This window comes from Allobosea sp. OAE752, assembly GCF_050433265.1.
GTDB lineage: Bacteria > Pseudomonadota > Alphaproteobacteria > Rhizobiales > Beijerinckiaceae > Allobosea > Allobosea spartocytisi.
This window is the reverse complement of sequence record NZ_JBNPXO010000001.1, coordinates 371,363-388,962: the sequence shown is the minus strand read 5'-3', so window position 1 is coordinate 388,962 and position 17,600 is coordinate 371,363. Positions and strand designations below refer to the sequence as shown.

Below are 17,600 nucleotides of genomic sequence, written 5' to 3'. Positions count from 1 at the left end.
CTACTAATTTGGCAAGGGCTTCGGGAGCTTCGGCTTCCCATAGGGATCATCAGACATGCTTCGCGCCACCTCCGTCGTTCGCAAGGCCGCCGTCCGGGCCGAGCGCGTCGTCGACACGCTCACCCTCGACCATGACGACCGCAATCGCCGCCGCCTTGCCCTCAAGGCCGATGGCGGGCTCGATGTCCTGCTCGATCTCGACAAGGCCACGGTGCTGGCTGATGGCGACGCCGTGAAGCTGGAGGACGGGAGCCTTGTCCAGATCAAGGCCGCACCGCAGAGCCTGCTGGAGATCCGCGCCGAGAACCCGCTGCGGCTGATGCGCGTCGCCTGGCATATCGGCAACCGCCATACCCCGGCCGAGATCACCGCCGACGCGATCTACATCGAGAACGACCACGTCCTGGCCGAGATGGTGCGCGGGCAGGGCTGTGCGATGACGACGGTGGAACGCCCCTTCCAGCCCGAGCGCGGCGCCTACGACCACGACCATGCTCACGGCCACGATCACGCCCATGATGACGCCTGCGGCTGCGGGCATGATCACCACGGTCACGATCACCATCATCATGGCCATGGCCACGACCACAAGCATGGCCATGAGCACGCGCATGGCCAGGAACATGCGCATGGCAAAGAACACGCGCATGATCACAAGCATGCCCACGGCCATGAGCACCATCACGCCCATGGCGATGCCTGCGGCTGCGGCCACGACCATCACGATCATGAGCATCACGACCACGGCCACCGCCACGGCGCCGAGCATGGCCATAAGGGCCATTCGCACGACCGCTGAGCCGGCAGGGCATGTCGGCCCATCTGCCCCTGATGGTCTGGCTGTCGCCGTCCTTCCCGGTCGGCGCCTTCGCCTATTCGCACGGGCTGGAATGGGCCTTCGAGGCCGGCGACCTGCACGACGCGGAAACCCTGCGCGACTGGCTCGACGCGCTGGTCCGTCACGGCTCGCTGCATAACGACCTGATTCTCTTCGCGGCCGCTTTTCACGCCGCGCAGGAGAAGGACACGGGAGCGTTGCGCGAGGTCGCGGAGCTCGCGCTCGCGCTCGCCAACTCCGCCGAGCGAAGGCTGGAAACGGTGACGCAGGGCAATGCCTTCGTCGCGGCGGTGAAGGCGTCCTGGCCTTGCGAAGCCATCGGCCGGCTCGGCGAGACCTGGGATGGCGATGTCGCCTATCCGGTCGCCGTGGCGGTCGCCAGCGCCGGTCACGCCCTGCCTCTGGCTCCTTGCCTCGAGGCCTACAGCCTCGCCTTCGTCGCCAATCTCGTCTCGGCGTCGGTGCGGCTGGGCATCGTCGGTCAGACCGATGGGCAGAGGGTCACTGCCGCCTTGGTCCCGGCCTTGCATGAGGCGGCGGCCGGGGCCGAGCGCGCGACGCTCGACGATCTCGGCGGCTGCGCGCTGCGCTCCGACATCGCCAGCTTGCGTCACGAAACCCAGTATTCGAGGCTTTTCCGCTCATGACCCGCTCCCCCCATGGCCCTTTGCGCGTCGGCATCGGCGGCCCGGTCGGCTCCGGCAAGACGGCGCTGATGGAGGTGCTGTGCAAGCGCATGCGCGGCGCCTACGACCTCTGCGCCATCACCAATGACATCTATACCAAGGAGGATGCGCGGCTGCTGACGGTCGCCGGCGCGCTGCCCGAGGAGCGGATCATGGGCGTCGAGACCGGCGGCTGCCCGCATACCGCGATCCGCGAGGATTGCTCGATCAACCTCGCGGCGGTCGCCGAGATGCGCGGCAAGTTCCCGGCGCTCGATCTGATCCTGATCGAATCCGGTGGCGATAACCTCGCCGCGACCTTCTCGCCCGAACTGGCGGATCTGACGATCTACGTCATCGACGTCGCCGCCGGCGAGAAGATCCCGCGCAAGGGTGGGCCCGGCATCACCCGCTCCGACCTGCTCGTCATCAACAAGACCGATCTCGCGCCGCATGTCGGCGCCGATCTCGGCGTCATGGAGCGCGATTCCCGGACGATGCGGGGCAAACGCCCCTTCGTCTTCACCAATACCCGTGCCGGCGAGGGCGTCGACGCGGTGATCGATTTCATCGAGATGGCCGGCGGCCTGAAGCCGGCTTCGGCGGCGTGAGGAGAGGCGGATGAACACGAAGATGATCGAGCGGCTGGTGCTTGCTGCGGCGGCGACGCTCTTTGCTGGTAGCGCCATGGCCCATACCGGCGTCGGCTCCGTGCATGGCTTCACGGCGGGGCTGACCCATCCGCTGTTCGGGCTGGACCATCTCACCGCCATGGTCGCGGTCGGCCTCTGGGCCGGGCTGGTCGGCGGCAAGGCGCGTTTCGCCTATCCCGCCGCTTTCGTCGTCACCATGGTTCTCGCCGGCATCTGGGGCATGACGGGCGCAGCCTTGCCCGGCGTCGAGATCGGGATCGGCGTCTCGGTCGTGGCGCTCGGCCTCGCCATCGCCTTCAACCTGACGCCGCCGCTGGCGGCCGGTGTCGCGATCTGCGCTGCATTCGCGATCTTCCATGGCCATGCCCATGGCGCGGAACTGCCGGAGGATGCGAGCGGGCTGAGCTATGCCGCCGGCTTCGTTGTGGCGACCGCGGCGCTGCATGGCGTCGGGCTGGTTCTCGCCGCACAGATCGCGCGCTATGCGCCGCGCCTGGCCCGCTTTGCCGGTGGGGCGATGGCCGTCGCCGGAATCGCCTTCCTCGCCGGCTGAAACAAGGTCATCCCAAAAAAGGAAAGGGCGGGCACGAGGCCCGCCCTTTTTGTTGTCTCTGGCTGCGGCGGCCGGTCCCGGCTCAGGCGTCGTAGCCCTTGACCTGCGCCAGCGCGGTCATCACGCCGCGCAGTTCCGCCAATCCACGCAGCCGCCCCACGGCCGGATAGCCGGGGAAGCTGCCCTTGCCGACATCGTCGAGCAGCTCGTGGCCGTGGTCGGGGCGCATCGGGATGCGCCAATGCGGCAGGCCGGCGGCCTTGCGGCGCTTCTCCTCGGCCATCAGCGCATCGACCAGCGCGACCATGTCGGTGTCGCCGCCGAGATGCTCGGCCTCCATGAAGGACCCGTCCGGATCCTTCGCGACGTTGCGCAGATGCGCGAACCAGACCTTGTCGGCGAAGCGGCGCGCGATCGCCGGCACGTCGTTCTTCGGATTGGCGCCGAGCGAGCCGGAGCAGAGCGTCAGCCCGTTCGCCGGGGAATCGACCGTACCGAGGATCCAGGCGATGTCGTCCTCGTCCGAGCAGATGCGCGGCAGGCCGAAGAGCGGGCGCGGCGGGTCGTCCGGATGGATGCACATGCGGATGCCGACCTCCTCGGCGGTCGGGATGATCGCCTCCAGGAAGCGCTTGAGATTGGCCCTGAGCTTGTCATGCGTCATGCCGGCATAGCGCTCGAGGATGCGGGCGAGGCCGGGTAGGTCGTAGCGGTCGAAGGCGCCGGGCAGTCCCGCCATCACGCTGGAGAGCAGCCGGTCGCGATCCGCTTCCGTCGAGCGCTCGAACCAGGCCCTGGCCTTGTCCATCACCTCGGCGGAATGGCCCTCGTCGGCGCCCTTGCGCTTCAGCATGAAGTGATCGAGCGCGACATATTCGTGCAGATTGAAGCGCAGCGCCGTGCCGCCGCCGGGCAGCGGCTCGGCGAGCTGCGTGCGCGTCCAGTCCAGCACCGGCATGAAGTTGTAGCAGATCACCTGAAGCCCGCAGGCGGCGAGGTTGCGCATCGACTGGCGGTAGTTCTCGAAGACGGTTTCGAGGTCGCCCTCGCCGATCTTGACGCTTTCATGGATCGGTAGGCTCTCGACCACCTTCCATTCGAGGCCGAGGCTCCTGTCGCCGCGAACGATCGCCTGGCGCTTCTCGATCTCCTCGACGCTCCAGACCACGCCATAGGGGATCTGGTGCAGCGAGTTGACGATGCCTGTCGCCCCGGCCTGCCTGGCCTGCGCCAGAGTCACGACGTCGTCCGGGCCGAACCAGCGCCAGCATTGTTCCATGGTCTAATATCCTTTGGGAGGTATGGTGTCGTCGGGTGGTGGGCGCCGCGTCTCAGCTCGCCTCGTGGACAAGCCTGGAATCGTCGAAGGCGTCGGCATGGTCCTTCGCGATCGCGTCGATCGTGGCGAAGACGGTGCGCAGATGCGCCCGCATCGCCGCCTCGGCGCCTGCGGCGTCGTGCTTGATGATATGCGCGGCGATGATCCGGTGCTCCTGCAGGATCACGCTCGACCAGGAGGGCGTTTCCAGCGAGAGGCAGCGCACCCGGTCCATCTGCGCCTTCACGCCCTCGATCATGCTCCAGACCGCGCTGTGGCCGGCGATGCGCGATATTTCGGCGTGGAACACCTCGTCGAGGCGGAAAATCTCTGGCCGATCCTGCCGCCGCACGGCTTCCGCCTGCTCCTCGATCTGTTCTTCGAGCCGGCGGCGGTCGGCATCGCCGATGCGCTCGGCGGCGAGCACGACGGTGCGGCATTCCAGCGTCTCGCGCACGAACTGGCTGTCATGGACGGCTGCGAGGTCGATCGGCGCGACGAAGGTGCCGACCTGCGGCACCGCCACCAGGAAGCCCTCGTCGACCAGCCGCTTGAACGCCTCGCGCACCGGCGTGCGGCTGACCCCGAAGCGCAGCGCCATGCGCGCCTCGGACATCGCCTCGCGCGGCTTCAGCACGCCGCTGATGACGTCGGTGCGCAGCACGCTGTAGATTTGATCTGTGCTGTGCCGCGTTGCTGGGTGGGCCATTGCCAAGCTCTTATCGACTAGTATACTAGGATACCGAGTAATCCGGCGCTGCGTCAATCGCACAGTCGGCGGATTGAACAACGGGTTCCGGTGGGCGGCGGCCGGAACATCACAAAAAGCATCCGTCAAAAGAAGCGGAAATCCGCATCTGGAGGAGAAACCATGGCTTACGACAGCATCAACAGGCGTCATTTCATCGGCGGTGTCGCCGGTCTCGGCCTTGCCGCCCAGACGCCCGGCGCCTTTGCGCAGCAGCTCAAGCTGCCGGCATCGCCGGTCACGATCAGTGTCATCGATGTCGGCGGCGCCCTGGCGCTGGTCCAGACGCCGATGGAAAACTTCCCCAAGATGAAGCCCAAGCTCGCTTCGCGCATGGTCTTCACCAAGGCTCCGGCTCCCGAGTTGCCGTCGAAGATCAAGGCTCAGCAGAGCGCCGGCCGCGTCGACATCGACATGGTCATCGGTGGCCTGGACGTGCTGTCGGCCGGCATCGAGCAGAAGCTGTGGGTCGAATTGCTGCCACGCTTCGCGGGCGAGCTGCCGAAGCCCGAGGACATCTACCTCGCGCCCGCTCTCGCGATGCACAATCTCGGGCAGGGGCAGGGCATGGCGATGGTCTACTACCCGTCCGGGCCGCTGCTCGAATACATGCCCGACCGGGTCAAGACCCCGCCGACCACGGCCGAGGAATTGCTGGCCTGGACCAAGCAGAACAAGAACCGCTTCTTCTACGGACGCCCGGCCAATTCCGGCCCCGGCCGCACCTGGCTCATGGGCCTGCCCTACATCCTCGGCGACAAGGATCCGAAGGATCCCGAGAAGGGCTGGGACAAGACCTGGGCCTATCTCAAGGAGCTGGGCGAGAACATCGAGTACTACCCCGGCGGCACCGGCCAGACGATGAAGGAGCTCGGCGACGGCACGCGCGACATCATCGTCAGCACCACGGGCTGGGACATCAACCCGCGCGTCCTCGGCATCGTGCCCAAGGAAGCCAAGGTCCAGACGCTGAAGGGCTTCCACTGGGTGACCGACGCCCAGTACATGATGATCCCGAAGGGCGTCTCCGACGAGAAGCTCGCCGTGCTGCTCGATCTGGTCCGTCACATGCTCACGCCGGAGCAGCAGGCCTATACCTATGACGAAGGCTATTTCTATCCGGGTCCGGCGGTGAAGGACGTGCCGCTCTCGATGGCGCCGGAATCGAGCCAGAAGGCGATCAAGGAATACGGCCGGCCCGAATACGACAAGCTGATCGCCGACAACCCGATGGAAACCCCGCTCAATCCCGACAAGATGGTCATCGCCTTCCGGATCTGGGACGAGCAGGTCGGCGGCGCCAAGAAGAAGTAGGCCACGGACTGGCCGGCAGGCGCGGCCGAGGGCCGGGCCTGCCGCTTCCACATGGGGGCCTGCTCTCGCGGCGAGGGCGGCCCCGCAACGACACCGTTATCAAGACCCGGAAGCCATGACGATCAACGCAGCCTCCTTCCGCGAGCTCAAGCTCGATCGCCTGAGCCGTGACTTCGGCACGCATAACGCGCTCAAGGACGTCTCGCTGACCATCGGCAAGGGCGAGTTCATCGCCCTGCTCGGGCCTTCGGGCTGCGGCAAGTCGACCACGCTGAACCTGATCGCCGGGCTGCTGCCGGCGACCGGTGGCGGCATCTGGCTCGACGACAAGCGCATCGACCCGTTGCGGCCGGAAGAGCGCGGCTTCGGCATGGTCTTCCAGAACTATGCGCTGTTCCCGCATATGACGGTGGCGAAGAACATCGGCTTCGGCCTCAAGATGCGCGGCGTGGCCAAGGCCGAGATCGACAAGCGCGTCGCCGAGGCGGTCGCGCTGGTGCGCCTGCAGGGCCAGACCGCGAAGCTGCCCGGCCAGCTCTCCGGCGGCCAGCAGCAGCGCGTCGCCATCGCCCGCGCCATCGTCGTCGAGCCGCCGCTCGTGCTGATGGACGAGCCGCTCTCCAATCTCGACGCCAAGCTGCGCCTCGAGATGCGCGCCGAGATCCGCCGCATCCACAATACGCTCGGCGCGACCACGATCTACGTCACCCACGACCAGGAGGAGGCGCTCTCGCTCGCCGACCGCATCGTCGTGCTGCGCGACGGCGTGGTCCGCCAGGTCGGCACGCCCGAGGATCTGTTCTCGCGCCCTGACCATCTCGACGTCGCCGAGTTCATGGGCTTCCGCAACAAGGTCAAGGGCACGGTCGCCACGGTGACCGAGGGCCACGCCACGGTCGCGGTTAGCGAGGCGCAACTCTCCGGCCGCACCCGCAACGCGGTCTCTGCCGGCGGCGCTGCCTGGCTCGCCATCCGCCCTGAGGATCTCCATCCTGTGGCGGCCGGTCAGCCCGGCCTCAAGGCGCAGGTGGTCTCGACCGAGTTCCGCGGCCGCGAATTCGTCGGCTTCGCTCGTATGGCGGATGGCACGGACCTGTCCTTCCTCGCCCATGACAAGCTGTCGCCCGGCGAGGCGGTCACGCTCGCCGCCGACGCCGACCGCGTCCTCGTCTATGGAGAGGCGGCGTGAGCGCGGAAGCCACCTCCATCCCGCTGAAGCAGCGGCTGGCGGCGCGCGGGCTCGACGGGCTGACGCTGCTCGTCGTGCCGGCGATCCTGTTCCTGCTGGCGCTGTTCATCTACCCGTTCCTTTACGGGCTCATCCTCTCCTTCGAGCCGAAGGCGGGCGGAGCGCTGTCGAATTACCAGCGCTTCTTCTCCGATTCCTTCCTCTACGGCACGATCGCGACGACCCTCTGGCTCGCTTTGCCGGTGACGGTCGCGACGCTGGGGCTCGCCATCCCGATCGCCTTCCGCGTCCGGCTGATGCAGAACCAGCGCCTGCTCACCACGATCCTGGTGATCCCGATCACGCTGGGGACGGTGCTCGTCGCCGAGGGCCTTTTGAACTATCTCGGCCCGCAAGGCTGGTTCAACCGGACCTTGATGACGCTCGGCCTCATCTCGACGCCGGTGAAGCTGCTGCACAACTACTGGGGCGTGATGCTCTCGCTGGTCATCACCGGCTTCCCCTTCACCTTCCTGCTGACGCTGTCCTACCTGTCGGGCATCGACCCGGCGCTGGAAAATGCCGGCGCGACGCTGGGCGCGGGGCCCTGGGAGCGCTTCAAGCACATCCTCTTCCCGCTGCTGCTGCCCGGTCTGGCGATCACCTTCTGCCTGAGCTTCGTGCAGGCCTTCTCGGTCTTCCCCTCGGCGGTGCTGCTCGGCGCGCCGGCCGGCCCGACCCGCGTCATCTCGATCGCGGCCTATCAGGCGGCCTTCGAGGAATACGACTACTCCATGGCCTCGGCAGTGGCGATGATCATGGCGGCGGTTCAGCTCGCCATCGTCGTCGCGGTGCTGGCGGCGCGCGGCCTGCTCTATCGCGGCCCGGCCGGCGGCGGAAAGGGCTGAGCCGATGATCAAGGACACCCGTATCTCGACGAAGCTCTGGGCGGCCGCGAACTGGGCGCTGATCGGCTTCTTCATCATCAACCTGTTCGGCATGATCGCGACGGTGGTGACCTCCTCCTTCGCCACGCGCTGGCTCGGAACCTGGCTGCCGGCCGACTGGACGACGCGCTGGTATGCGGCCGCCTGGTCGGAATTCCAGCTCCATGACGTGCTGTTCGTCACCTTCCAGATCGTCTTCCTGGTGGTGGTGATCTCGGGGCTGATCGGCGTGCCGGCGGCCTATGCGCTGGCGCGGCGGGACTTCCCGGGCAAGAAGCTCGTCATGCTGCTCTTCCTGCTGCCGCTCCTGGTGCCGCCGATCACCTTCGGCATCCCGCTGGCGACGGTGCTCTACCAGACCGGCTTCGCCGGCCAGATGTCGGGCGTGGTGCTGGCGAACCTTGTGCCGACCGTGCCTTTCGTCATCCTGGTGATGATCCCCTTCATCGAGCAGATCGACACCAAGATCGAGCAGGCGGCGCGTGTCTTCGGCGCCAACACCTTCAAGCTCTTCGTGCACGTGCTGCTGCCGCTGCTAACGCCCGGCATCCTGGCGGCGCTGCTGCTGGTGCTGGTGCGCACGCTCGCCATGTTCGAGCTGACCTTCCTCACGGCCGGTCCGACCAGCCAGACGCTCGTCGTCGCGCTCTACTACGCGGTCTTCGCCTCCGGCGTTCGCGCGGTGCAGTCGATCGACGCCATGGCGGTGATCTACATGGTCACGACGCTGATCTGGCTCATCATCGCGCTGCGCTTCGTCAACCCGACCCAGATCGTCGCCCGCGCCAAGAGGTGAGGGCGGCGCGCTAGCCGAGATCGATCAGCGCGATGCCGAGTTCCGGGCGCTTGCGGCGGCACAGCTCCGCAGGTGCCTCGGTGATCGTCACTTCCAGCGTCGGCCTCACGGTCCCTCGCAGGAAGTGACCACCCCGGGTCGAGCCGTCGCGCAGGCCCAGCACGGCGTGCAGATGGAGGCTCGGTTCGTCGTTCTCGTCGCGGGCGATGTCGCCGAGAAGGCTCAGCACCTCGCTCTGCTCATCGACCGGAATCTCGCGATAGGTCTTGGCGGGCAGGTCGAACCAGCCGACGACAGCCTTCTGGAAGGCGCCGATGGCGCTGACCGATGCTCCGCTTAGGCCCTGCTGGTCGGCGAAGCGGGTCAGCGTCTCGAATGCCTCCTCGCCAGCGTCCAGGATCACCACGAAACGGCGCGTGCCGCCTTGCTCGCCGACTTGCCTGAAATTCATGAGCGGACCTCCTGACGGGCCAACGCGGCGGCCGGGTTTTTGATCCGCAGCGGCCTGGCCGGCATCTCGCGCCGTCGCGGCAAATGAGGTATGAGCGCCGACCGCTTGCGATGACGCGCGCGCCACCCATCTCACGGAAACATGCCTCAGTTCTCGCCCTTTCGCTTCTCCATCGCACCGATGATGGATTGGACAGATCGCCACTGCCGGACGATCCATCGCCTGATGTCGCGCCATGCGCTGCTCTACACCGAGATGGTGACGGCGCAGGCGGTGATCCACGGCAACCGCGAGCGCCTGATCGGCTTCGACGCGATGGAGCACCCCGTCGCGCTCCAGCTCGGCGGCAACGACCCGAAGCTTCTGGCCGAGGCGGCGCGGATCGGCGCCGAATTCGGCTATGGCGAGATCAACCTGAACTGCGGCTGCCCGTCCGATCGCGTCCAGGGCGGCGCTTTCGGCGCCTGCCTGATGCGCGAGCCGGCGCTGGTCGGCGATTGCGTCGCGGCGATGAAGGCAGCGGTCGCGATCCCCGTCACGGTGAAATGCCGCATCGGCGTCGACGATCAGGATCCGGAAATCGCGCTCGATGCCCTGACCGCAGCGGTCCGCGCGGCGGGCGTCGATGCGCTGATCGTCCATGCCCGAAAAGCCTGGCTGCAGGGCCTCTCGCCCAAGGAGAACCGCGAGATTCCGCCGCTCGATTATGAGCGCGCCTACCGCCTCAAGGCCGCCAATCCCGATCTGCCGGTGGCGATCAATGGCGGCATCAAGGCGCCGGCCGAGTGGTTGCCGCATCTGGAGAGGCTCGACGGCGTCATGGTCGGCCGCGAGGCCTATCAGAACCCGGAAATCCTGCTCCAGGTCGATCCGCTGCTGTTCGGGCAGGCATCGCCGGTCGCCGACGCCTTCGCGATGCTGGAAGCGCTGGAGCCCCATCTCGCCGCGCATCTGGAGCGAGGCGGGCGGCTGCATGCCTTTACGCGCCATCTCGTCGGGCTGTTCCCCGGCCGTCCGGGCGCACGCCTCTTCCGCCGCCATCTCGCCGAGCATTGCGTCGCAGCCGGCGCCGGGCTCGCCGATCTGCGTGCCGCCACCGCGCATGTCTCGCGCCACGAGACGGCTGCTGCGGCCTGATCGATATGGCGCCCGCTTGGGCGGCAGGCCCGCTCGATCAGGATCCGGTTAACCGCCGACCTGGAACGAATAGCTCAGCGTCGTGCCGAAGGTGAACTGGTCCCGGCTGCCATTGACCCGCACGAGAGGGGAGCCCGCCGCCTCGTCCAGGAGCCGGTCGTAGCGCGCGTAGACCGTCGTCGCCCAGTTTTCGGACCAGTCATAGGTGACGGCCGTGGCCAAGCCCGCCGATTTCGCGCCGGAGTCCGGGCGATAGGGCCTGTAGATGCCGCTCAGCGCCGCTTCTCCGGGCGTGATCCCGAAATTGCGCGTCATGTAGCTCTTACTGCCCATGCTGAAACGCGGGCCCGCCGAGAAGGTGAAGCTGCCGAAGCGCTCGACCCAGTCGGCGGAGAGATCCGCGACGACGCCGTGATGGCCGTGAAAGCCCTGCTTCACCTCGGCGCGCAAGCGGAAGCGATCCAGGACGGGCCAGAATTCGGCAAAGACGCCGGCCTCGATCGTCCAGGGCACGTCGCGCAGGCCGAAAAGTTTCCGGTCCGCGCCGGAATAGCGGCCTGACTTGTAGTCGCCGACCACGCCGACCTTGAGCCGGTCGGTGTCGTACAGGGCGAAGTCGAGTCCGTCATCGGGCGCGCTGAAGCCTTCGGCCTCCCCGACACGGCGCCAGCTCAGCGACGGCATGGGCGAGAAGCGGCGCCATTTCGAGCCCTCGAAATCGGGCTCGTATTGCAGCGAGCCGCCGATCGTGATGATCCAGCCCTTGGCGGGGGTCGGGTCGGTCAGGGCCGGCGTCGTGTCGGCGGCCCGGGCGGCGGAAAGGCCGCAGGACAGCGCGAGCAGCGAGAGCCATGCTCCGCGGCTTTGGACAAGAGGCACTCGCTTGCCGCGGCCCTTGGATACGCAGGTTGTCCGCGTCATTCGCTGGCGCTCCGGCTGAGTTTGATTCCGAGTTTCTTGATGCGGTGCCACAGGCTGCGTTCCGCAACGCCGAGCAGCCGCGCGGCCTGGACCTGCACGCCGCCGGTGCGGCGCAGAGCAGCGAGGATGAAGTCACGCTCGATGCGTTCGAGCTCGGCATCAAGATCGCCGGGGATGCTGCCAGAATCGCCACGGCGTGGCGACGATTCAAAGAGGTCGCGCGGCAGGTCGTGAACATCGATCGTGGGTGACTTCGCGACGATGATGGCACGCTCCACGCAGTTATGCAGTTCCCGAATGTTGCCGGGCCACTCATGGTCGGACATAGCCGAAATCGCGGCGGGCGTGAAGCCGATGACTCGCTTTCCCATGGCTTCGCTCAACTGGCCGAGAAAATGCGTGGCGAGCGTCGGAATATCCTCCCGGCGATCGCGCAGGGCGGGCAGGGCGATGGGAAAAACGTTGAGCCGGTAGAACAGATCTTCGCGGAAGCGGCCTTCCGCGACGGCTTGGCGCATGTCCTTGTGCGTGGCGGCGATGAGGCGGACATCGACCGTCTGGCTCCGGTTGGCGCCGATGGGCTCGAAGCTGCGCTCCTGGACGGCGCGCAGCAGCTTCGCCTGCACGGCCACCGGCATGTCGCCGATCTCGTCGAGGAAGAGGGTGCCGCCATCCGCCGCGGCGAAGCGGCCGATGCGGTTGGACAGCGCGCCCGTGAAGGCGCCTTTCACATGGCCGAAAAGCTCGCTCTCCAGCAGCGTCTCGGGGATCGCCGCGCAGTTCACGGCGACGAAGGGCTTGTTGCGCCGGGGACTGTTGAAATGGATCGCGCGGGCGACGACCTCCTTGCCGGTGCCGCTCTCGCCGCTCAGCATCACCGTCGCCCGCGTCTCGCAGACCTCGGTGACCTGCTCGATCACCCGCCGGAAGGGTGCGCTCGAGCCGATCAGCGTCTCGAAGCTGTAGCGTCCCTCCAGCTCGCTGCGCAAACGATCGTTGTCGCGCACGACGTCGGACAGCCGCAGCGCCCGCCGGACGGTGGCGGCGACCTCGTCCATCTCGAAGGGCTTGGCGATGTAGTCGAAGGCGCCTTCCTTCACGAGATCGACGGCGTCGCGCACGGTCGCGAAGGCGGTGATGATCACGACGGGGATCTCGGGCCAGTGCTTGCGAACCTCCTGCAGCAGCTCGCGTCCGTCCATCACGGGGAGCCGCAGATCGGTCAGGACCAGATCGAAGCGGGCCTGTTCCAGCTCCTGCAGCGCGGCGCGGGCGTTGTCCACCGCGGTCGTGCGATAGCCGAGGTCTTCGAGGGCTGCCGCGAGCACGTCGGCGAGCCGCGCCTCGTCGTCGACAATCAGAACAGCGTGGCTCATGGCGCTTCCTTTGATCGCCAGCGCGGCAAGGTGATGCTGAAGGCGGCGCCCCGGCCTGGCTCGCTCGCGCAGGTGGCCTGGCCGCCATGGGCTTCGGCGACAGTCTGGACCTTGGCAAGGCCAAGCCCGGTACCTTTCGTCTTTGTCGTGAAGAATGGGTTGAAGATCTCGTCGCGCATCTCCGCCGGCACGCCCGCGCCCTCGTCGCGGATCGTCAGCGAGACGGTGTCGCCCTGGGCGGTGACGTCCGCATGGATCGTGCCTCCGTTCGGCATGGCGTCGATGGCGTTGAGCACGAGGTTGAGACAGGCCTGATGCAACTGGTCGGGGTCGCCGCGGACCGTGGCATCGCCGCTCTCGTCGGTGACCGCGACGGAAATCTTGTGCCGCGCCAGCTCCGGCCCGGCAATCGCGGCGACGCGATCGATGATCGACCGCATCCGCAATTCGCTCGTCATCGGCGGCTTGGGATGCGCGAATTCGAGAAAGTCGCGCACCAGCGTTTCGATCCGGCGGACCTCGTCGATGACGTAGCCGAGCATCTTGTCCTCGGAGCCGGCGAGCTTCGCGCGGTTGCGGACGACCTCGGTCGAGGTCTTGATGATGCCGAGCGGGTTGCGGACCTCATGCGCGATGACCATGGCCGCCTGACCCAGCACCGACAGCCGGTCCCGGCGCCGGAGCTCGGTTTCGAGGTCGCGCAGCGCGCCGAGCTGTTCGGCCATGCTGTTGAAGCCGGCCGCGAGCTGGACGAGTTCGCGCCCTCCCGTCTCCGATACGCGCTGGCGATAATCGCCCGCGGCGATGGCCCGCACGCCGCGGGTGAGCGCGCGCAGCGGACGCACCAGGATGTCCGACATCACGATGCCGACGGCGACGGAAAGGAGGCTCCCGAACAGGAAGATGCCGAGAAAGAGGCTTTCGCGCCCGAGCTGCTCGAACAGCCCCGCCTCGCTGCGCAGGCCGACGAAAGCCACCGCCGCCAATTCGCCGTCGATCCCCTGGAAGCCGATATAGACCGCCCGGTAGGTGCCGCCATCGGCCGAGGGATCGAACACCGCCTCCTGCCCGGTTGCGAGCTGGCGCCTGATCTCCTGGGGGACCGGGCTGACGCTGTCGGGATGGGTTTCCAGCACGGGTTCGAGCCGGGGCCCGAAATCGGCGAAGAGCCGGACGTTCAGGGACGTCACCACCTTGATGCTGCCGAGATAGGCTTCGTCGAGCCAGGAGCCGACCAGCACGTGCAGCGTCTGCCCTTTCACGGAGATCGTCTGGACGGCGCCTGCCATGATCCGGCGCTGGCCATTCGCCGTCATCTTGAAAATGCCCTGCTTCTCGTCCGTCGGAAGGGGCGTGATGGGCTGAAAGGGCTGCGAGGTGTAACGGATCGTCCGCTGGTCGTCATAGACGGCGATCACATCGTAGCCGACCGAGTTCAGCAGGGCCGATTCCGCGTCGAAGGTCGATGACGAGCGGACATCGATGTCGGCATTGCTCTCGATGCGCTGGCCGATCACCGCCGCAACGCGCTGCGCCTCCTGCGAGGCTTCCTCGACCTCGAGCCTGAAGAAGCGCGACGTCTCCCCCAGCCACTGCTCGACATTGTCCTCGAAGGCGCTGGAAAGGAGCCAGGCGGCGACATAGGCGGACGCCAGCATCGCCGGCACGCTGACCAGCATGAACCCGATCACGAGCCGCAGTCGCAAGGTCGTCATGCGGAAGCGCACGGCTTCGCCTCCCTACCGCGCCGGACCGAAGGATTGAATCCGCTTCCCGGAAAAATCGAACGCGAAAACAAACAGACAGGTCGCCGTTTCAGCGCCCTGTCGGACGCCCGGCGACCCCGACGGCAGACGGTCCCGCTGCGTGTGGCGGAACCGCCGCTTCATCGCTGCCGCGTCCAGAGATCGTCGTCGCAGACGAGGCCGCCGAGCACGCAGCCGCGGATCTCCAAGGTATCCGGCCCTTTCGGCGAAAGGGTCGTGCGATAGCTCTTGCCGTCTTCCGGATTGTAGCCGGTCCCGGTCAGGACGCCGGACGCGTCCGGCTTGAAGTCGCTGAGGACCTGCAGCCCGAGCAGCGGGCGCTCGCGCAGCTTCGGATCGGGATTAAAGCGGTCGACGTGAGGCTGCTTCAGCCAGACGATCTTGCCGCATAGGGCCGGGCCGCAGCGGCTGATCGCGATCTCCGACACGCCATCCGAGTCGCGCCAACGTCCGATGACCTCGCCGGTGCTGTCGGCCCGGGCTGGCAGCGACATCAGTGCCGCGGCAATCAGCAGAGCATGTGACAGCTTAGGAATCGGCATCGTCATTCTTCTCTCCGAGGGCGACCACGCCGGCCAGGATCAGCGCGATGCCGATGCTGCGGGTGAGGTCGATGCGCTCGCCGAACGCGAGCCAAGCGAACAGCGGAACCGTGACATAAGCGAGGCCGGTCATCGGGAAGGCGCGGCTCAGCGGCATGTCGCGCAGGATCGCCATCCAGACGACGAAGGTGCCGATATAGCCTATGCAGGCGAGCCAGACACCCGGCAGGGAGATCGCCTTCGCGATCATGGCGAGGCCGAAATCCATGTCGCCGAGTCCGTCCGCGCCCCATTTGAAGGCGAGCTGCGTGCCGGTATCGAGCACGATGAAGGCCGTCCAGATCGCGATCTGGCGCCAGCGGGACGGCTGTAGGGTCGGGGCGACGGCGCTCATGCGGCGCTCCTTCTGGCCATGGCCGCGAGATCGGGGTCGAAGCGCGCGAAGGAAAGATGCGGGCTGAGCTTGCGCATGGCCCATTGCAGCGGCGCGGCGCGATGCCGGAAGCGGATGGTGGACGGCACCAGCCGGCTGCCGAAGCGCAGCTTCGCGGCATAGGCCGTCTGCCCGCTCTGCAGCAGCTTGATGCGCCGCTCCAGGCAGAAGCGCACATTCGCCATCCAGCTCACGGCGTAGAGATTGTGCTCGCGGCCGAGCGGGTAGCGCATGCCCAGGAACTTGTCGATCACGCGGTCGGCCTCGACCAGCAGCAGGTTGAAGGCGGCGAGTTCCGCACCGATCCAGTAGAGCGCGAAGACGACCCGCGCGCCGAGCGCCTGCGACAGGCCGCTGAAATAGCCGGGCGGCAGCACTTCGAGGTCGCCATAGTCGAGGCCGCTCTGTTGCCGGGTCGATTCGTAGAGCGCGTCGATCTCGGCTTCGAGGCCGGCGATATCGCCGCGGAACTCGATGCGGACCTGATCCGCCTTGGCGAGCTTGCGGCGGATGTCCTTGCGCGTCGACCCCGAGAGCGAGGCGAGGTAGCCGGCCTCGTCGGCGAAGGGCAGGTCGAGCACCGCGATCGGCAGGCTGCCGAGCTCCGCGAAGCCCTGCACGCCGAGAAGAGGGCCGAGCAGGGCGTCCTCAGCGGGGGCGAGATCCTTCCAGGCCACGATATGCGCGCGCTCGGTCGCGGCGCTGGCGGCGAGCGTCTCGACCATGACGCCGCAGGCCTGCTGGCGGGCTGCATCGTCGAGGCGAGGGGCGAAGCCGACATGGCAGCGTTCGGCATAGGGCGAGCCGACGCAGAGCACCCGCAGCGTCATCAGCCCGGGCAGGCGGCGGAAGACGGCCTCGCCGAGCGCGCGCAGCGGGCCCTGGAGCGGCGTGTCCAGACGGTAGTCGAGGCGGAAGAACGGCGCGACCGCGACGACACCCTGCGCATCCGAGACGGTGACGGCAAGGCTGCGGATGCCGACGGCCGAGACCGCCGCGGCCGTCTCGCAGGCGGCATAATAGGCATGGCACTCGGCCTCATGCGGCAGGCAGGCGTCCCAGGCCGCGCTCTCGACCTCTGCGATGCTGCCTGCGATCTGGCCGGTCAGGCCGGTCATGGGGCCGCGACGGCGCGCAGGAGCACCGTCTTGTTTTCGGCCTCATGGGCGGCTTCGAGCCGGGCCGCGAGTGCGACCGAGCGCTCCACGACGATGTCGCGCTGCTGGTCGATGGTGACGAGATGGTAGCTGTCGTCGAGGACGACCGCATCGACGAGGCCGCCGAGGCGGCGCTGGATATGGAAGGCGTTGGAGAGGCTCGCGATGTCGTCCTCGCGGGGATGGACGAGCAGGGCCGGGCAGCGGATCGAGGGCATCTGGCGGCGCGTCAGCGCGATGAGCTGCCACATCTGCTGCAAGGCGCGGGAAGGGGTCGTCAGCAGCCCCGCCTGCGTGCTGTCGCCGCTGCTCATTGCGCCCATGATCACCTGGCGGGTTCGCGGATCCTTGATGCCGTAGGGCTCGCGTTCAGCGAAGCTGTAGCGCCGACCCATTGGCGTGTTGATCAGCCATTTGAGCAGGAAGGCATAGCGCGGGATCGACCAGCCGTCATACCAGAGCGTCGGCGCATAGAGCGCGAGGCCGGCGACGTCCGCGGGGCGCTCGGCCGCGATATGCATCGCCATCACCGCGCCCATCGAGAGCCCGCCGACGATGATGCGGTCGCAGGATTCTTTCATGCGGTCGAGTTCGGCGAGCACGCTCGCCACCCAGTCGCGCCAGCTCGTGGCGAGCAGGTCGGCCTCCGTGCCGCAATGGCCGGCGAGCTGCGGGCAATTCACGGTGTAGCCCGAGCGATGGATCGCCCGCGCCACCAGCCTGAGCTCGACGGGGGTTCCGCCCAGCCCGTGGATGAGCAGGAACCCGGTTCGGTTGCCGGCGTAGCGCAGGCTATGGTCCTGAATGGTCACGGGCG

The 17,600-nt window shown here is 67.4% G+C and carries 19 protein-coding genes; 9 read left to right on the top strand and 10 right to left on the bottom strand.

What is annotated here, in order from left to right; translation table 11 throughout:
• The first annotated feature begins 55 nt into the window (after window positions 1-55).
• From GGC47_RS01820 to GGC47_RS01805, 4 genes are read left to right on the top strand one after another with little or no spacing between them, the layout of a single operon-like run.
• Window positions 56-799 carry an urease accessory protein UreE gene (locus GGC47_RS01820; protein ID WP_142020308.1) on the top strand — a complete coding sequence of 248 codons (744 nt, stop codon included), beginning with the start codon at window positions 56-58 and terminating at the stop codon, window positions 797-799.
• 11 nt (window positions 800-810) lie between these two features.
• Window positions 811-1,485, top strand: a complete 675-nt coding sequence (locus GGC47_RS01815; RefSeq protein ID WP_142020309.1) for an urease accessory protein UreF — start codon at window positions 811-813, stop codon at window positions 1,483-1,485.
• Complete coding sequence (gene ureG / locus GGC47_RS01810; RefSeq protein ID WP_038361500.1) at window positions 1,482-2,114, top strand: urease accessory protein UreG; 633 nt, start codon at window positions 1,482-1,484, stop codon at window positions 2,112-2,114. The genes GGC47_RS01815 and ureG overlap by 4 nt, the downstream gene beginning before the upstream one ends.
• Window positions 2,115-2,124: 10 nt before the next feature.
• Window positions 2,125-2,709 (top strand): HupE/UreJ family protein, encoded by a 585-nt coding sequence (locus GGC47_RS01805; protein ID WP_370953929.1) that lies wholly within the window; start codon window positions 2,125-2,127, stop codon window positions 2,707-2,709.
• A gap of 82 nt (window positions 2,710-2,791) precedes the next feature.
• Here the strand turns inward: GGC47_RS01805 and uxuA are convergent, their stop codons facing one another.
• Together uxuA and GGC47_RS01795 are read right to left on the bottom strand one after the other, a co-directional pair.
• On the bottom strand, window positions 2,792-3,988 hold the full coding sequence (uxuA, locus tag GGC47_RS01800; RefSeq protein WP_142020310.1) for a mannonate dehydratase: 1,197 nt from the start codon (window positions 3,986-3,988) through the stop codon (window positions 2,792-2,794).
• A gap of 52 nt (window positions 3,989-4,040) precedes the next feature.
• Complete coding sequence (locus GGC47_RS01795; RefSeq protein ID WP_038361506.1) at window positions 4,041-4,736, bottom strand: GntR family transcriptional regulator; 696 nt, start codon at window positions 4,734-4,736, stop codon at window positions 4,041-4,043.
• A gap of 162 nt (window positions 4,737-4,898) precedes the next feature.
• Here GGC47_RS01795 and GGC47_RS01790 point away from each other — a divergent pair, with 162 nt between their 5' ends.
• From GGC47_RS01790 to GGC47_RS01775, 4 genes are all read left to right on the top strand, one after another.
• On the top strand, window positions 4,899-6,089 hold the full coding sequence (locus tag GGC47_RS01790; RefSeq protein ID WP_113252158.1) for an extracellular solute-binding protein: 1,191 nt from the start codon (window positions 4,899-4,901) through the stop codon (window positions 6,087-6,089).
• 121 nt (window positions 6,090-6,210) lie between these two features.
• Complete coding sequence (locus tag GGC47_RS01785; protein ID WP_191123314.1) at window positions 6,211-7,278, top strand: ABC transporter ATP-binding protein; 1,068 nt, start codon at window positions 6,211-6,213, stop codon at window positions 7,276-7,278.
• Complete coding sequence (locus tag GGC47_RS01780) at window positions 7,275-8,165, top strand: ABC transporter permease (protein WP_038361512.1); 891 nt, start codon at window positions 7,275-7,277, stop codon at window positions 8,163-8,165. Before GGC47_RS01785 ends, GGC47_RS01780 begins: the two co-directional genes overlap by 4 nt.
• 4 nt (window positions 8,166-8,169) lie before the next feature.
• A complete protein-coding gene (locus tag GGC47_RS01775) occupies window positions 8,170-9,000 on the top strand; it encodes an ABC transporter permease (protein WP_038361514.1) in 831 nt (276 codons plus the stop codon).
• 10 nt (window positions 9,001-9,010) lie between these two features.
• Here the strand turns inward: GGC47_RS01775 and GGC47_RS01770 are convergent, their stop codons facing one another.
• Complete coding sequence (locus GGC47_RS01770) at window positions 9,011-9,451, bottom strand: PPC domain-containing DNA-binding protein (protein WP_038361516.1); 441 nt, start codon at window positions 9,449-9,451, stop codon at window positions 9,011-9,013.
• A gap of 141 nt (window positions 9,452-9,592) precedes the next feature.
• On the opposite strand from GGC47_RS01770, the gene dusA reads away from it, so the two are divergent.
• Window positions 9,593-10,588 carry a tRNA dihydrouridine(20/20a) synthase DusA gene (dusA, locus tag GGC47_RS01765; protein WP_429066659.1) on the top strand — a complete coding sequence of 332 codons (996 nt, stop codon included), beginning with the start codon at window positions 9,593-9,595 and terminating at the stop codon, window positions 10,586-10,588.
• 48 nt (window positions 10,589-10,636) lie between these two features.
• On the opposite strand, the gene GGC47_RS01760 is transcribed toward dusA, so the two are convergent.
• From GGC47_RS01760 to GGC47_RS01730, 7 genes are all read right to left on the bottom strand, one after another.
• Entirely contained in the window at window positions 10,637-11,509 is an 873-nt protein-coding gene (locus tag GGC47_RS01760) for a MipA/OmpV family protein (RefSeq protein WP_142020314.1), read from the bottom strand.
• Window positions 11,506-12,885: a sigma-54-dependent transcriptional regulator gene (locus GGC47_RS01755; RefSeq protein WP_112763454.1), complete on the bottom strand. Its 1,380-nt coding sequence runs from the start codon at window positions 12,883-12,885 to the stop codon at window positions 11,506-11,508. Before GGC47_RS01755 ends, GGC47_RS01760 begins: the two co-directional genes overlap by 4 nt.
• Entirely contained in the window at window positions 12,882-14,612 is a 1,731-nt protein-coding gene (locus GGC47_RS01750; RefSeq protein WP_038361520.1) for a sensor histidine kinase, read from the bottom strand. The genes GGC47_RS01755 and GGC47_RS01750 overlap by 4 nt, the downstream gene beginning before the upstream one ends.
• Before the next feature lie 158 nt (window positions 14,613-14,770).
• Window positions 14,771-15,199, bottom strand: a complete 429-nt coding sequence (locus GGC47_RS01745) for a DUF2147 domain-containing protein (RefSeq protein WP_112763456.1) — start codon at window positions 15,197-15,199, stop codon at window positions 14,771-14,773.
• Window positions 15,180-15,587 (bottom strand): EamA family transporter, encoded by a 408-nt coding sequence (locus tag GGC47_RS01740; protein ID WP_051987741.1) that lies wholly within the window; start codon window positions 15,585-15,587, stop codon window positions 15,180-15,182. Before GGC47_RS01740 ends, GGC47_RS01745 begins: the two co-directional genes overlap by 20 nt.
• Complete coding sequence (locus GGC47_RS01735; protein WP_142020315.1) at window positions 15,584-16,744, bottom strand: GNAT family N-acetyltransferase; 1,161 nt, start codon at window positions 16,742-16,744, stop codon at window positions 15,584-15,586. Before GGC47_RS01735 ends, GGC47_RS01740 begins: the two co-directional genes overlap by 4 nt.
• Complete coding sequence (locus tag GGC47_RS01730; protein ID WP_197062719.1) at window positions 16,741-17,595, bottom strand: alpha/beta hydrolase; 855 nt, start codon at window positions 17,593-17,595, stop codon at window positions 16,741-16,743. The genes GGC47_RS01735 and GGC47_RS01730 overlap by 4 nt, the downstream gene beginning before the upstream one ends.
• Window positions 17,596-17,600 lie beyond the last annotated feature (5 nt).

Coding starts and splice junctions, on each gene's coding strand:
- GGC47_RS01795 (WP_038361506.1), bottom strand. CDS start 4,736: ATGGCCCACCCAGCAACGCGGCACAGCACAGATCAAATCTACAGCGTG.
- uxuA (WP_142020310.1), bottom strand. CDS start 3,988: ATGGAACAATGCTGGCGCTGGTTCGGCCCGGACGACGTCGTGACTCTG.
- GGC47_RS01735 (WP_142020315.1), bottom strand. CDS start 16,744: ATGACCGGCCTGACCGGCCAGATCGCAGGCAGCATCGCAGAGGTCGAG.
- GGC47_RS01775 (WP_038361514.1), top strand. CDS start 8,170: ATGATCAAGGACACCCGTATCTCGACGAAGCTCTGGGCGGCCGCGAAC.
- GGC47_RS01755 (WP_112763454.1), bottom strand. CDS start 12,885: ATGAGCCACGCTGTTCTGATTGTCGACGACGAGGCGCGGCTCGCCGAC.
- GGC47_RS01820 (WP_142020308.1), top strand. CDS start 56: ATGCTTCGCGCCACCTCCGTCGTTCGCAAGGCCGCCGTCCGGGCCGAG.
- GGC47_RS01740 (WP_051987741.1), bottom strand. CDS start 15,587: ATGAGCGCCGTCGCCCCGACCCTACAGCCGTCCCGCTGGCGCCAGATC.
- dusA (WP_429066659.1), top strand. CDS start 9,593: ATGCCTCAGTTCTCGCCCTTTCGCTTCTCCATCGCACCGATGATGGAT.
- GGC47_RS01790 (WP_113252158.1), top strand. CDS start 4,899: ATGGCTTACGACAGCATCAACAGGCGTCATTTCATCGGCGGTGTCGCC.
- GGC47_RS01770 (WP_038361516.1), bottom strand. CDS start 9,451: ATGAATTTCAGGCAAGTCGGCGAGCAAGGCGGCACGCGCCGTTTCGTG.
- GGC47_RS01815 (WP_142020309.1), top strand. CDS start 811: ATGTCGGCCCATCTGCCCCTGATGGTCTGGCTGTCGCCGTCCTTCCCG.
- GGC47_RS01745 (WP_112763456.1), bottom strand. CDS start 15,199: ATGACGATGCCGATTCCTAAGCTGTCACATGCTCTGCTGATTGCCGCG.
- GGC47_RS01760 (WP_142020314.1), bottom strand. CDS start 11,509: ATGACGCGGACAACCTGCGTATCCAAGGGCCGCGGCAAGCGAGTGCCT.
- ureG (WP_038361500.1), top strand. CDS start 1,482: ATGACCCGCTCCCCCCATGGCCCTTTGCGCGTCGGCATCGGCGGCCCG.
- GGC47_RS01805 (WP_370953929.1), top strand. CDS start 2,125: ATGAACACGAAGATGATCGAGCGGCTGGTGCTTGCTGCGGCGGCGACG.